Source organism: Pseudomonas sp. CGJS7, assembly GCF_036961695.1.
Genome location: NZ_JBAMDI010000200.1, coordinates 1 through 13,987, shown reverse-complemented (window position 1 = coordinate 13,987; position 13,987 = coordinate 1). Strand labels below are relative to the sequence as shown.

The window sequence follows — 13,987 nt, the reverse complement described above, 5'->3', positions numbered from 1 at the left end:
TCCTACAGGTAGCCCACCCACTCCACGGAAGGAACACAGATGACCCGCAATCAAGGTTGCTTCACCGTCGCCGCACTCGCTCTCGCCCTCGCCGCCTGCGGCGGCAAAAGCGAAACCGAGCAACTCGCCGCGATGCGCGAAGGACTGGTCTACACCCAGTATCGCAACGTCTCCGAAAACGCCTTGCTCGAAGGCCTCGCCGCCTACCGCAAGGGCCTGCAATGGACCGGCGAAAACTGGGCCGGCGGCAAACTGCCCGCCGATCTGCCCAAGGGCGAACTGAGCAAGGCCGACCTGTGCGTCACCCACGTGCTGCTCGCCTACGGCGCGCTGATCGCCGACAAGCGCAGCATCGCCCTGGCCGAAAGCGACATCGTCGACGCGCAACAGTGCAACACCTTCGACCGCGCCGCCGCGTCCTCGTTGCGCTCGGTGGTGTTCCAGCGCGAGCAGTGGCCCGGGCTGGCCAAGCAAGAGAGCGACAAAGCCTGGGCCTTGCCGAATCAAGCCGGCGAAACTCAACCGCCGGTCGAGCACGTGATCGTCATGCACGTCGCCCTGGCCTACTTCGCCGCGAGCGAGCAGGAATGGGAGCGCGCACAAGTGCATTTCGACGCGCTCGCACAGTTGCTGAAGCAGCCGTGGTTCTCGCAATTGCCTGCAGCCGGCATCGCTTTCAAGGAAGGCCGTACCCAGGACGGATTGGTCGCGCTGAAAAAACTCAGCCGCGACCCGAGCGCGCCCGAGGCGGTGCGCAAAGAACTGGTGGCGTTCATCGCCAAGGTCGAAGCCAAGGGCGGCGACGTCGACTCGATGGTGTTCATGCCACGCCTGGTGGCGGTGCTGGGTTGGGAAGCGATCCAGGCCGAAGGCCCGCAATTGCTGCGCACCGTTACCGGGTTCGCCGAAGACCAGGCCTGGGCGGCCGCGGGCGGCTCGGTCAAGGAAGGCGCGGACAAGGCGCAGAAGGCCGCGGCCGGTTGGTGGCAGAAGGCGCGCGATGCGGTGTCTTCGGCGGATAAGACGCCGAAGCCGGACTCCGGCGACGCCGACAAAGGCCGAACCGACGCCGAAGCCGCACCGAAATAGTCGCTCAAGGCGGTCCGCGCCGCATTGCCGATGCAACGCGTCGCCGCGGATCGGTAAGCCGGTTCGCTCAGGTACGCTCTCGCGCCGTCGCCGCCGCACCGAGCGGCCGCACCGACAACCCGATCAAGGTCTGCGCGACCCAATACGTCGCCAACACCACCAGCGAAGCCGCGCCGAACGGCGCGGCGAAGCGGTCGATGGCCAAGGTCGCATCGGAGGCGACGAAAAACCCGCCGCCCAGCGCCGCCAACGCCGTCGCGCGCACCGGCCAGCGCCGCCACACCACCGCCGCTTGCGCCGCCATCGCCGCGAGCACCACGACATACACGATTACCGGTATCCGCAACTCGCCCGGCAGGTGCGGCCACAGCACGCACAACACCGCAGTGGCCAAAGCCGCATAACCCAAGAACGGCAACTTCAGCGCGGCCAACCGCGCCCGTCCGCACAGACCCAGCAGATAAGCGATGTGCGCGCACAGAAACGAACCCAGCCCGAATACGAACCAATCGCCCGGCAACATCAGGAACGCGTCGCCGCAGGTCGACAGCAACAAGCCCGCGAGAATCGTGCGCCGGTACGCGGGCTCGGCATCGCGGCCGTGGCGCCAGACCATCGCCGCGATCAGCAGCGTGGTCAGCGGTTTGAAGAGGTAGTGCAGCGGCGGTGAGAAGTAGGCGCCGGCGATGGCGGCGATGGCCGACAGCGCGATCGCGCCGATCCAGGCGGCCGGAAAGGACTCGGGCGATTCGACCTGCGATTTCATGGCAGATACCTCAGCCACCGTTGTTTCCGCAGCCAGCGGCCTGTCGCCAACCGCTGGCGTTCCAGCGGCGGCGCGGCCATCGTCGTATTGCGCATCCATGCGATAACCGGCGCGGCCTTACTGCCCGCAACCGTCCAACTTCAACTTCTGCCCCGGCTTGACCGTATACCGCGGCCCCTTGATCCCATTGGCCTTGGCCAACTGCTTGGTATCGCACTCGAACTTCTTGGCCACATCGGTCAAGGTCTGCCCGCGTTGCACTTTGTAGCTGGCGGGCTTGGCCGGCTTCTTGACCGGCGCGGGCTTGCCGGTGGCGACCGTGGTCGGCACGCCGGTGGCTACGGTCACCGGCACGGTGCCGTCTTCGCCGGTCGCCGACATCGGCAACACCGTGAGCGGGCCGGTGCGCACGATCGCGCTGTTGGCGTCGCTCATCACCAGGGTGTGCGCCAACTCGGCGCGCTTGCCCTGCACGCACCAGCGGTTGTACAGGCTGACCATCTTGGTGGTGGCGTTGAGGGTGGTGCCGGCGGACAGGTAGCTGTCGGCCTGATAGCGCGGGTTGAGGTTGCGCAAGGCGCGCATGTAGCCGTCGCGGCTGCCGCTGCTGCCGAGGCAAATGGTCAGTTCGTAGATAGAACTGGCCTTGTTCAAGCGCAAGGTCGCCAGCTTGTTGTCGACCTTGGGGAAATGCAGGCCGTATTCGCGCGGATGCAGGAACAGCCAGGCCGCGGCGATCACCATCGGCACGTAGTCGCGGGTTTCGGCCGGGAACTGGTTGTAGACCGATTCGTCCCAGAAATTGCGCCCGCCGCTGGCGTTGTTGATCCGCAGCGCGCGGCCTTCGCCGCCGTTGTAGGCGGCCAGGGACAGTTCGATGCTGTTGTTGAGCTGGCCGAAGCGCTCGTTCAAATACTCCGCCGCCGCCTGCGCCGAGGCGCGCGGGTCGTAACGGGTGTCGAAGCCGGTGCCGTCGTCGCCCAGGCCGAAACGCTTGCCGGTGGCGAACATGAACTGCAACGGGCCCGCGGCGCCGACCCGCGAGGTCGCGTGCACGCGGCCGTTGGATTCCTTGGCCATGATCCCGAACAGCAACGCCTCCGGCAGGCCTTCGCGCTCGAACGCGGGCCACATCATCGAACGCATGTACTGGTAGTTGTCGTAGCTCTGCATCAGCGGACCGCGCAGATCGGTCAGCCAGCGGCGGATGCCGGCCTGCACCGCCGGGTTGTACTGCACCATCTTGACGAAACGCTGGCCGTCGGCGCTGAGCAGCGCGGCCGCGCGCGCGGCCTCGGGCACGTCGGCGGCGAGGCCTTCGCTGTCGAGCTGGCCGCCGTCGTCGGCGTCTTCATCGGTGCTGGCGGAGGCATCGGCGGTGGCCTTGAGCAGGCGCTTGTAACCGGCCAGCATGGTGTTGACCTGACAGCCCTTCTGCTTGAGGCAGGCGGCGATCACGTCTTCCATGTCCTCCAGCGCGGCGTCGCTGTCCTGACGCCCGCTCGGATCGGCGTTGCGGATCTTGACCAGGGCCGACTGGTAGCGGGTCTCCGCCGATTGCAGACGCTGGGTCAAGGCATCGACCGCGGCCTGATCCTTCTTCGACAGAGCCGCGGCTTGCGGCGACAGGCTGCACAGAGCCAGGGCGGCGGCGAGCGGCGCGAACGCGCCCTTGATGCCGGAGAAAACGGGGCTTGAATTAGCAGGCATGAGGCGTGCGGCGGATCCATTTCGCGGGGAGCCAGGGTAACGGCGGGGTCCGGGGCGGGCAAGGACCGTGATCGGGCACGGATTTTCTGGGGGCGGCGGCGGCCGTTCCGTCTGCAGCCACCGACGAGGATGGTTTGCCGCTCCTGCTGTCTCGTTCCCGGCCTGGCGTTCTTGTCCTGCCGCTCCGCCGGCTCCGATTCGGTCGAACAGAACAATCCCGCAACCTGGCGATAGCGCCCGTCCCGCCGCTATCCCGTCAAAAGAACCACCTGCAATGCCGCGCCCTCCGCAGCCGTCATTCCGGCGAAAGCCGGAACCCATTTTGATCTTGCTCTGGCCGCCTCGGGCAGAACCGTCCAACAGCGGCGCTAAATCTGCGGCCGCATCGCATTCGTTTGTTTTTCGTTCTGCTGTTGCTGCTCAAGCTCCCGCGCTTGCGCCTGCTGCTGCGCTTGCTCGTGATTGAACTGCTGGGTATCGCGCAAGCTGTCTTGCAACTGCGGCGCCGGCTGCCCGAGATTCACGGCAGTGTGGAAGCCCGGCACGGTCCGGCCGACCCACAGGGTTTCATCGACCACCGCCACCGGACCGATCCGGTCCGCGTCGGGAATTCCGTTGCGCTTGGCCGCAAGCATCGCCGCGGCCAGATGCTCATCCGACAGCCCTGCCCCCGCGCCGGCGCGGAGCTTGGCGATCATCGCTTGGTCGTCGCGGGAGAAATGGGACAGGTCGACCGTGGATTCGGGCCCAGGCTGGGGCCGCTGTGCGGCGGCTCGCGAATCGGCGCGTTCGGGCGCATCGGTGGTTTTGGCGGTTTGCGCCGCGGGTTCGTTCGCCTCAGGCACGAAGGACGCTTTCGCCAGCGGCGGCGCTTGCCAGTCGTCTGCTTGGGATGCCGGGCGCTCCGGCCGAGTTGGATTCTCCTGAGCGGTCAGAACGCGTTCGGGCTCGGGCTCGCGTTCGCTCTTGAGCGGCGGCGTTTGCGGAACCGAGCGCGGATCGGCGACGGGCGAAGGCGGGTTGGCTGGCACAGCGCGCGCGGGCTCCGCCGCATCGGCCTTGGCAACAAGCTCCTCGCGGATTGGCGCCGACTGCGGAGCCGGCGGCGGCGCGGGGGCCGGCGCCGCGTTCTGCGCGAGCCCAGCCGGCTCGCGTTCGCGTACGGGCGATGCCGGCTCTTCGCGCGGTTGCATCTGCGCAGGACGCACCGCGCGACTCTGCTGCGCGATCGCCAGCGCTTGAACCGTCTCCGGATCGACGACGCCCGTCGGCGGCAATTGGTTCGCTTGTTGAAACTGGCGCACGCCGTGTTCGGTAGCGGCATCGAATCGACCGTGCTGCGGCAAACGCGACTCGTCCGGCCCGCGATACCCCATGCGATCCAAACGGTGTTGCAACAGCGCGACTTCTTGCCCTTCGGCGCCGCGCTTCAAAGCGTCGTCCGCAGCGGTGGGCGATCCCGATGTGGGTGCCGGTGGCGGCGGCGCGGGCGCGTTAGCCTGCGCCGACGATGGCTGCGACTGCATCCGCGCCTGATCCGCCGCCGCTTGCGCGGGCTCGACCGGCGCGCGCTCGGGCTCAGCGCGGGCCTGGGCCTCACGCGGTTGCGGCGCCGGCTCCTGCGCCTGCGGCATCGGTGGCGGCATGGGCGATACCGGCGACGGCGACACGGATTCGCGCGGGAGTTCAGGCTGCGCCGGCGTGCGCACATCGGCGGCGGCGCGAGGCAACACGACGATTTCCGGTTCGCGATCCGCCGCGACAGCCGCCGCGGCCATTTGCGCGGTGAGCTGCGCGTCATCGCGCGACAACCCCAACCGATTCGCCTCACGCAGCGCCTGCTCCTGCGCCTCGCGCTGCTGCGGCGACAACGCGGCGATGCGCAACTCCGGCGAATCCGGCACCGGCGCTTGCGGCGCCCGGCCGGCCAGCACGTCCTGGCGCGCCTGCAGAATCTCTTCGCTGCTGGTCTGCGCGACCAAGCGATCCACGCCATCGGCGCCGCGCTGGTAATGCGCGATAGGACTGTCGGCGCCATACGCACCATTGCTGCCGCGCAGCAACTGCAGCGAGCCCGCCCCGGATATCCCGTGTTCATCGCGGGTGCGCTGCAGCGCCAATTCGATCGACTGCTGCCATTGCGGCGTGAGTTCGATCCGCTCGGGAGTCACGCGATACTGATGCAGCAACTGATTCTGCTGCCGCTCTTGCTCGGTCGGCGCGGGCCGCGCATCGAGTGCGGCGATGCGCGCGTTCAACTGCTCCAGCGACGGCTCGCGCGCCATCCGGGTCAATTCCAGCTCCAACGCCAGATTGCCCTGCGCCTGGCGGCCGGCGCCGGTCCATTGACCCTCCGCGCCGCGCCGATACAACTGCCCGTCCGAACCCTGCACCTCATCCGGCCGCGGCCGCGCCCACTGCACTGCCGCGGGCACCCGGTCGAAATCGCTGGACCGCTGCGCGGCATAGTTCTGCAAATACACGGCGGCGATAGTCTCGCGCCCGTTGGCGATGTTGTGCTGGATCCGCGCCACCGCCTCGCGGTTCAACTCCATCGCCCGTTCCGGCAACGCGATCTGCTGCTCGTAAGTGCCGCGATCGTTAGCGCCCGACGAGCCGATCCGGACCAGACGCTGCCAATCGTCGGTCTGCGGATTGCGCTGCCAATTCGGGTTGCTCTCGCCGCGCTGATCGGAAGGGCTGGCCGGTAGATCGAACGGGTTTTGCGGCCGCGGCGGATCGCGCAGCGCAAACTCGACCGCCTTGGCGCTGGCGAGAGTGCCCAGCTCGCGCGCCTTGTCGTAATTCGCGCCGATCTTGTCTTTGACCGGATTGTTCTCACCATCGACGGTCTTATCGAGCAGAGCCTCACGTTCCCAATTGCGGCCGTTGAACGCCCACTTCACCTTCTGTCGGTCTTCCACCTGAGTGATGTCGCGGTTTTCCTGCAAATCCACGCCTCTTTCGAAGGCCTTGCTGAGCAGCATCGCGTCGGCCACGACAACGGCCGCCGGCAGATAGCCCGAAGTCCCCACCAACGACGCCGCCGCGCTGCCGCCGGCCCAACCGCCGGCCGTGCGCGCCACCGCGCGCGAAGCCTCGGACTGCGCTGCGGCCGGGTTGTCTTGTTCCAGCAGTTCGGCGACGCGTTGCGCGCTCACGGCCAGATCGGCGCCGGAGGCCAGCAGGCCGCCGGAGCGGATCAGGGTGTTTCTGGGGACTTCGCCGAGCAGGAGTTCTTTGGAGGCGAAGCCGCGTTGGTCTTTGGGGCCGCGGAGGGGGGGATCGGCTTCGGGGAGATCGGGGGCTGGGGTTGTTGCTGGAGATAGGGCGGGGTCGAATGAGTTCAGGCGGTCGCCAGTGAACTGATCCTGCTTTCGGTAGCCTGCTAGGTGCTGCTGATACTCGGCTTCTGTGATCCGGCCATCTAAATTCAACTGATCGAGCACTTTGCTGGTGATCTTCAACTGGAGAGTCGGGATCTCTCGCTGCAACTCTCGGAGTATCTGCGGCGATGCGAAATACCTGTCGTCCGACCAGATGACGACACTGCGGCCTTCCGCGCTTTCGAGGGTGGCAATTTCACGTAATGAGCGCTCACCTGCATTCTTAGAAAGTCTTTTTCTCTCCTCTTCAGTACGAGCAGACGCCAGCTCCAACTCTGTCTTGGAGGCAACGAGAACGGTTATTTTCTGCTCAGCAAGATAAAGCCCCAGATCTTCTCCGAGAGGCCCCTTGAAAATCTCTCTCTGAACCGTTGTGGAAATAGCGAGCTTATACCCATCTGCTTCCACAGCCCTTCGGTAGGCGTCAAGCAACTGCGTACCACCTGCGCGGTAGGCAAAAACCAAACTGCTCGTATCTGCCAAAAAATAGCGTGTAGTCACTCGATCTTCCCTGATCAGATCAAATGCAATCTGACGTACCCTCGGAATTTGCCAAACAAACCGATGACATCAGACTCATCCAGACCAGGGCGCCACTCCCGTATTACGCGAAAAACGATCCAAGCGAGTCCATCTTCGATTTCCTGATACTCTTTTTCTTGCCGCTGAAATTCGAGGTAGTCCCCTGGGCACCTTCCTTTAAGGTACTGAGCGAAATCTGCTACCTCCTCGTCCCGCCACTTCTTCAACTTTCCCCAGTACGCCTCAGCAGCCGCGTAGTCAGAGACTATGGACTCGTAGATCTCCTCATCGCTTGCCCGCCGTATCCCGGGCCCAGTAAGCACCCCAAGAATTCTGGCCCTAAGTTTTTCGTCTTCCAAAGCATCGATTTTTGCTTGCAGTTCAGGACTGATGGGCATGGCGCAGTTCCTTAAGGCTTAGCGATTCATACATAAAAGATGCTTGCCCAACTGATTGCGACGGGATGAATTCGAGATCATGGGCGCTTGCTATGTGATGCCGCGGATTGAAACGCATGCAGATGCCGCCTTAATCATCTTGCGGTGAGTTCGAGCTCATCGCGAGCCTGACCCCAAGTCAACTTCAATGGGAGGTTCATCGCCATTGCATTCGGCCTGAAAGTTCGCTGCCTTTTTGTCGAGCACGCGACGCAGCTTTGAAATCTGCGAGACCTTGTTCCGCATTGTCGAGACCGGAACAACACCCTTAGCCAAGGCATACGTCGCGCCAATTTCATCGGGCGCGGTTCTTATGTTCCAAACCAGCTTATCAAACCCCGCACCGAAGGCCAGAAAATGATCGAGCTCGATTACTGCCGTCGCGCTGACGTTGCCATTATTGAACTGACTCCAGGACATGACACCGGTCAGACTGGTCGTGTTAGAAGAAAAACGCTCTTCCGGGTTAGCTGATCGGTAGAGATGGATCCAGCTGTTATCCGGCCTCTTCATGGGCGTGTCGACTCGTTCCGCGTCGTACCAGAAATTCAGAATCACCAGGACTCGGTCTTCCGGGATAGCTTTCTGCAAGGCTTCTTGCGACGACCAATCGTAGCCGACACCCCATTTCAAGGTCGCCCCAGGGGCAAACGTAGCGCTTTCTTTCGCGCGCCACTCATAGCTATCTATCGCCGAACTGACAACCCCGTTGCGCACGAGTAAATTCCGCGAAGCACTCCACGCCCCCTCGGCGTCTTTCTCGGTGACTAAGCACCTAGAACGGAACTTGCTACCAGACTCTTCAGCTTGAGCAGAGCAGGAACCCGCTGAAACGACGATTGCGACAAGGAGGTTTTTGATGCGAGCAGCGATCATTGCGTTCAGCATAGGAATGGATCCTTCCGGGGACTTGCGGGCGCAACCAGTGCCATGTCCAGATTTTGCGTCCACACGCAGTCATCTAGCAACGGTTACCAGCACACTAACGATCGTGTGTGCCGAACGGCGCAGTTATCTACATCGTTCATGCGGACATAAAATCCGACGATTGACAGCCATTCGCGGGTTATGCAAAGTCGCAAGCAAGGAGCGTCGAAACTCCTCACGTAGCGGTTCCCACCTCTGTTAATCGGTGGGTTTTTCATGCCTGAAGCTTAGGCATGTCGACGCGTTTGCCTGCGTCGGGAGGGCGGCTAATACAACACCCGCAAGGGGAATATGCCCGCCGTCTACGTGCGGTTTCGAACCTCCCGACACCCCGCCGTCGCGTTGTGCGCCGCGCGGGTTTCCCGCTCAAGGACAGGAGTGCCGCTTATGCCCCGCAAACCCGACCCTACCCCCGCTCGCGAGGGGGTGGTGATGACCGTCGATGCCTTTAAAACCCTGTTTGCCTTTCATCAAGAGCTGCACGGCATCGTGCGCACCTTGCAGCCTGAGGTGCTGAGCGAGGTCGGTTACGCCGCCGGCCACGATCCCCGTTTGCTGCGCGATGTGTTCCACGCCCTCGCCCGGCGACTGGACCCCGTACTGGAGGCTTGCGCGTGGACGCCCGATGGCGAAGGCGACGGCGGTATTGGCCGTTGGCCGGCGGCCTCGCGCCGGGTGCACTGACTTAAGGCTTCGCAGCCATATAGGAGTCCTTGGGGGCTGATGGCAGTAGGCGCAGTCCCGGTCTCGTTTCACTGAGAGACAAACCCGGCTCGTATCGCCGCAATCGCAAGGCAAATTGCCTTGCGCGCGAGCGAAAAGGCGCCGGACGCAAGACGCGCGGCTTTGCAGCCCAGCCGCGTCGCCTCGTTCGCAAGCCGTTGAATCCCAGTCGCGACCGCGCCTGCCCCATTCGCTAAGCGCGGTGCGTTGCGCGCGTCTCGCCGTCTGTCGCGCGCAACTGCTCGCACCTTGCGTTTGCGACGTCTTTTGGCTTGCGCGCAAGCCGGGACGGTCGCGCGCAAGGCTTCGCGGCTTGCCCTTGCCCCGTAAGGCATTGCGATCGGTGCTCGGTGGCTTGTGGTCGCGATACGTTGCGGCTTGCACGCAAGCCAAATGGGTCGCGGTAGGGCTGCGCGGGATGGCGACTGGCATGCGGAGGGTTGCGCGCAAAGCTCAATGCCTTGCGCTCAAGCCCTCTTGCTTTGCGCGAGGGGAGTCGCGGGTTGCGGACGGTGTCCCAGGCTGCGCGCACCGGTCGTCGCGACCGGTCTGTCCGACGCCTCAAACAGTCTACGATTCAGATCAAGCTATGCATGTTCATAGTCCGACCAGACAATTGGACTACGGCCTTCTTCAAGCTCACGGTTAGCGATCTCTATCAGGGAATCATTGCTCGCGCCTTCATGGGAAATGGCGCCCGTCCTCAGCAACCGTTGTGTCTCTGGAGCCTCAAGAATCGGAACCTTCCGGTCAACCAGGTACTCACCCAATTCGCGCCTGAGCGGACCAGCCTCAATTTCGAATGCGACCGTTCTAGAAATGGCCAGCTCACGGCCACCTGCTTGTGCCATGGTCCGATAGACGTCGAGCAACCTCGGGCCGCCCGCGCGATAGGCATACGTCAAGCTCGTTGTATGCGCCAGCAAGAAATTCATAGCCATTCACTCCTCCTTGATCAGGCAACGTTCGCCTTGGCGTAGTCGCGAAATTTACCGAACAATCCCGTAGCGTCCGCATCGTTCAAATCCGGCATCCACACGCATATCAATCGAAACACACCCCATGAGAACGCCGCTTCGATCTCATCGAAATCCCTTTCTTGCTGCAGAAACTCAACGTACCGCTCGGGCCATTCGCTGTAGAAATAGGTTGCAAATGCAGCCACTTCTTCATCTCTCCACGTCCTCAGCTGAGCCTGCTGTTCTGTGGCCATCGCATAGCCACCCAGTATCGTTTCGTAGATATCTTCATCGGTCGCCTTCTTTTGACCGGGCCCCGTAAGAACGCCAATGATCCATTCTTTCAACGTGTCATCTTCTAGCGCGTCAATCTTGGCTTGTAGTTCAGGGCCGATAGCCATGGCGTCATTCCTTAGTTGCCGGGTACTTCTTGTGTGGAGAGTGGCACAGTCACGCTCGCTGCTGTGCGGCCCCAGTATCGCCTGAGTCGCTGACAAAACGGCGCCGTCTGTGGCGCCGGAGCCAAAGTCAAAATGGATTCCGGCTTTCGCCGGAATGACGGTGAGGGGGAGGTACAGCCATCGGGTGTCGCCTACGCATCCCGCATCACTTCTTCTGCACAACAAGTACACGCACAAACGCGATCATCGACGCTCGCGGCCCCGCACACGCAGCGCAGAGTCTGCAACGCCCCGCCGCCCCGCGCGGCTCACGATAAGGAGACACCTCATGCACGCTAAAGTCGTTTACGCGTTGGCTTTGCTTTCGGCCGCACTGGTGGCGCAAGCCGCCGATCCGTCGGCGGTGGCATTGACGCCGTCGGAGATGAAGTGGTCTTCGCAAGGTCGGTTGGCGATGCCCGGAATGGAGCAGACCTTGTTGATCGGCGATCCGGCCAAGCCCGGGCCTTATACGATCCGGCTCAAGTTCCCCGCCGGCTTCAAGCTGGCGCCGCACACCCATACCGATTCGCGCGAGATCACCATCCTCTCGGGCACTTGGTACACCGGTTATGGCGAGAAAGTCGTGGCCGCGGATTTGAAGGAGCTGCCCGCGGGCAGTTTCTATACCGAGCCGGCCGGGGTTCCCCACTATGTCGAGATCCGCGAGCCTACGGTGATCCAGGTCAGCGGCACCGGGCCGAGCGGCCGCGCGTTCGTCGATAAGGCCGCAGAGGCGAAGCCCTGACGGTACGCGGCGGCGCCGGCCGTTTTTCGTGGCCGACGCCTCACGCGTCGGTAGCAGCGGCCGCCGCCCGCGCCGCCCGATTGTCACAGTTCACGAACCCCTCACCGCTGCCGCTAGAATCGGCCCCTGCTCCTTCACTGAACCACGGACCCGGACATGGCCCCGACCCCCGCTGCAAACCCGCACGACATCCTGATCGGCAAGGCGGTCACCACGCCCGAAAGCGGACAGGTGTTCCTGCACACCAAGCTCGGCAATCGCCACGGTTTGGTCGCCGGGGCCACCGGCACCGGCAAGACGGTCACCTTGATGACCTTGGCCGAAGGGTTTTCGCGTCAGGGCGTGCCGGTGTTCCTGGCCGACGTGAAAGGCGATGTCGCCGGTCTGGCGATGCCCGGGGCCAGCAACGACAAGCTGCAGGCGCGCTTGACCGAGATCGGCGAGACCGATTGGACGCCGGCCGCCAATCCGGTGGTGTTCTGGGACCTGTTCGGCAAGCTCGGCCATCCGGTACGCACCACGGTCAGCGAAATGGGCCCGACCCTGCTGGCGCGCATCCTGGAACTCAACGACACCCAGTCGGGCGTGCTCGATATCGTGTTCAAGCTGGCCGACGACCGCGGCCTGTTGCTGCTGGATCTGGAAGACCTGCGCGCGTTGCTGGGCCTGGTGGCCGAGGAGCGCAAGGACATTTCCACCAGCTACGGCTTGGTCAGCACCCAGTCGGTCGGCGCGATCCAGCGTTCGCTGCTGCGTCTGGAACAGGACGGCGCCAACCATTTCTTCGGCGAGCCGGCGCTGGAGCTCAACGATCTGATGCGCACCACCACCGACGGGCGCGGGGTGGTCAACGTGCTCGCGGCCGATTCGCTGATCCTCAAGCCGCGGCTGTATTCCAGCTTCCTGCTGTGGCTGTTGTCGGAGTTGTTCGAGCAACTGCCGGAAGTCGGCGATATCGACAAGCCCAAGCTGGTGTTCGTGTTCGACGAGGCGCATTTGTTGTTCGACGACGCGCCGGCGGCGTTGCAGCAGCGGGTCGAGCAAGTGGTGCGGATCATCCGCTCCAAGGGTGTGGGCGTGTATTTCTGCTCGCAGTTCCCCGACGATATTCCCGACAACATTCTCGGCCAGCTCGGCAACCGGGTGCAGCATGCGCTGCGTGCGTTCACCCCTCGCGATCAGAAGGCGGTGCGCACGGCGGCGGAGACGTTCGTGCCCAATCCGGCCTTGAACGTGGCCGAGGCGATTTCCAAGCTCGGCACCGGCGAGGCGCTGGTGTCGACCTTGCAGGACAAGGGCGTGCCGATGCCGGTGGAGCGCACGCTGGTGGCGCCGCCGCGTTGCCGGATGGGCGCGATCACCGAGGCCGAGCGCGCGCAGGTGCGCGCGGGCAGCCCGATCGGCGGCAAGTACGACACCACGGTCAATCGCGAGTCGGCCGCAGAAATGCTGGTCAAGCGCGCTGAGGCGGCGACCGAACAGGCACAGGCGCCGGCGGCCAAGACCCGCGAGCAGGACGACCGGGAAGAAGGCGGGTTCGGTCAGGCGGTCAAGGATGCGGTGTTCGGCACCAAGCGCCGTCAGGGCATGGTCGAGACCATGGCCAAGCAGACCGCGCGCACGGTCGGCAGCCAGGTCGGTCGGCAGATTCTGCGCGGCTTGCTCGGCGGCATCTTCGGCGGCAAGCGCTGACGGCCGGCGGCCAGGGCGCAAACAGTGAGCGAGCGCGGGTTTTTCGCGCGCCACGCCCGCGCCCGCCGCTGGCAATGGAAGTTTTCTCGCCTATCGTAAAAAACCACCGCATAAGGAACCGCACATGTCGCAGAAATTGCTCGCCCTCGCCTGTCTGGCTGCGCTCGCTTTGAGCGCGTGCAACAAGCCCGCCGAACCGGCCGCCCCCGCCGAAACGCCCAAGGCCGCCGAAGCCGCCCCGGCCGCCGAGCCCGCACCGGCCGCCGAAGCGCCCAAGCCCGGCTTCGACGCCGCCGCCTTCGCCGGCACCTTCAGCGGCGTGGTGCCCTGCGCCGATTGCAGCGGCATCGACACCAAGATCGAGTTCAAGGCCGACGGCAGCTACACCATCGAAGAGACCTATCAGGGCGAAAAGGGCGAGCCCTCCAAGGGCGACGGCAACTGGACCGCGGAAGAAGACGGCAAGCGCCTGCGCCTGGACCCCAACAGCAAGAGCGACGACGACCGCTTGTTCGAAGTGCTCTCGCCCGGGGAAATCCGCATGCTCGATATCGGGGGCAAGCACATCGATTCGCAGCTCAACTACAA

Annotated in this window: 12 protein-coding genes; 5 read left to right on the top strand and 7 right to left on the bottom strand. The window is 64.1% G+C overall.

Annotated features, from left to right (window positions below; all coding sequences use genetic code 11):
• The first annotated feature begins 39 nt into the window (after nt 1-39).
• Nucleotides 40-1,089 carry a hypothetical protein gene (locus tag V7787_RS50015; protein WP_336094999.1) on the top strand — a complete coding sequence of 350 codons (1,050 nt, stop codon included), beginning with the start codon at nt 40-42 and terminating at the stop codon, nt 1,087-1,089.
• Between the two features lie 67 nt (nt 1,090-1,156).
• Here the strand turns inward: V7787_RS50015 and V7787_RS50010 are convergent, their stop codons facing one another.
• The 5 genes from V7787_RS50010 to V7787_RS49990 form a co-directional block, all read right to left on the bottom strand.
• Nucleotides 1,157-1,855: a lysoplasmalogenase gene (locus V7787_RS50010; RefSeq protein ID WP_336094998.1), complete on the bottom strand. Its 699-nt coding sequence runs from the start codon at nt 1,853-1,855 to the stop codon at nt 1,157-1,159.
• Nucleotides 1,856-1,972: 117 nt separating this feature from the next.
• On the bottom strand, nt 1,973-3,565 hold the full coding sequence (locus tag V7787_RS50005; protein ID WP_336094997.1) for a transglycosylase SLT domain-containing protein: 1,593 nt from the start codon (nt 3,563-3,565) through the stop codon (nt 1,973-1,975).
• 368 nt (nt 3,566-3,933) lie between these two features.
• Nucleotides 3,934-7,452, bottom strand: coding sequence for a peptidoglycan-binding protein (locus V7787_RS50000; protein WP_336094996.1), 3,519 nt, complete (start codon nt 7,450-7,452; stop codon nt 3,934-3,936).
• 14 nt (nt 7,453-7,466) lie between these two features.
• Complete coding sequence (locus tag V7787_RS49995) at nt 7,467-7,871, bottom strand: hypothetical protein (protein WP_336094995.1); 405 nt, start codon at nt 7,869-7,871, stop codon at nt 7,467-7,469.
• A 156-nt stretch (nt 7,872-8,027) separates the two neighbouring features.
• On the bottom strand, nt 8,028-8,798 hold the full coding sequence (locus V7787_RS49990) for a hypothetical protein (RefSeq protein WP_336094994.1): 771 nt from the start codon (nt 8,796-8,798) through the stop codon (nt 8,028-8,030).
• 426 nt (nt 8,799-9,224) lie between these two features.
• Here V7787_RS49990 and V7787_RS49985 point away from each other — a divergent pair, with 426 nt between their 5' ends.
• A complete protein-coding gene (locus V7787_RS49985; protein WP_336094993.1) occupies nt 9,225-9,521 on the top strand; it encodes a hypothetical protein in 297 nt (98 codons plus the stop codon).
• A 626-nt stretch (nt 9,522-10,147) separates the two neighbouring features.
• Here the strand turns inward: V7787_RS49985 and V7787_RS49980 are convergent.
• Both V7787_RS49980 and V7787_RS49975 read right to left on the bottom strand, forming a co-directional pair.
• On the bottom strand, nt 10,148-10,501 hold the full coding sequence (locus tag V7787_RS49980; protein WP_336094992.1) for a hypothetical protein: 354 nt from the start codon (nt 10,499-10,501) through the stop codon (nt 10,148-10,150).
• Between the two features lie 14 nt (nt 10,502-10,515).
• Nucleotides 10,516-10,920, bottom strand: coding sequence for a hypothetical protein (locus V7787_RS49975; RefSeq protein WP_336094991.1), 405 nt, complete (start codon nt 10,918-10,920; stop codon nt 10,516-10,518).
• Nucleotides 10,921-11,248: 328 nt separating this feature from the next.
• Between V7787_RS49975 and V7787_RS49970 the strand changes: the two genes are divergently transcribed.
• The 3 genes from V7787_RS49970 to V7787_RS49960 form a co-directional block, all read left to right on the top strand.
• Nucleotides 11,249-11,707 carry a cupin domain-containing protein gene (locus V7787_RS49970; protein WP_336094990.1) on the top strand — a complete coding sequence of 153 codons (459 nt, stop codon included), beginning with the start codon at nt 11,249-11,251 and terminating at the stop codon, nt 11,705-11,707.
• A gap of 156 nt (nt 11,708-11,863) precedes the next feature.
• Nucleotides 11,864-13,399: a helicase HerA-like domain-containing protein gene (locus V7787_RS49965; protein WP_336094989.1), complete on the top strand. Its 1,536-nt coding sequence runs from the start codon at nt 11,864-11,866 to the stop codon at nt 13,397-13,399.
• 124 nt (nt 13,400-13,523) lie between these two features.
• Nucleotides 13,524-13,987: copper resistance protein NlpE (locus V7787_RS49960; protein ID WP_336094988.1), on the top strand; the 464-nt coding region annotated here is incomplete at its 3' end.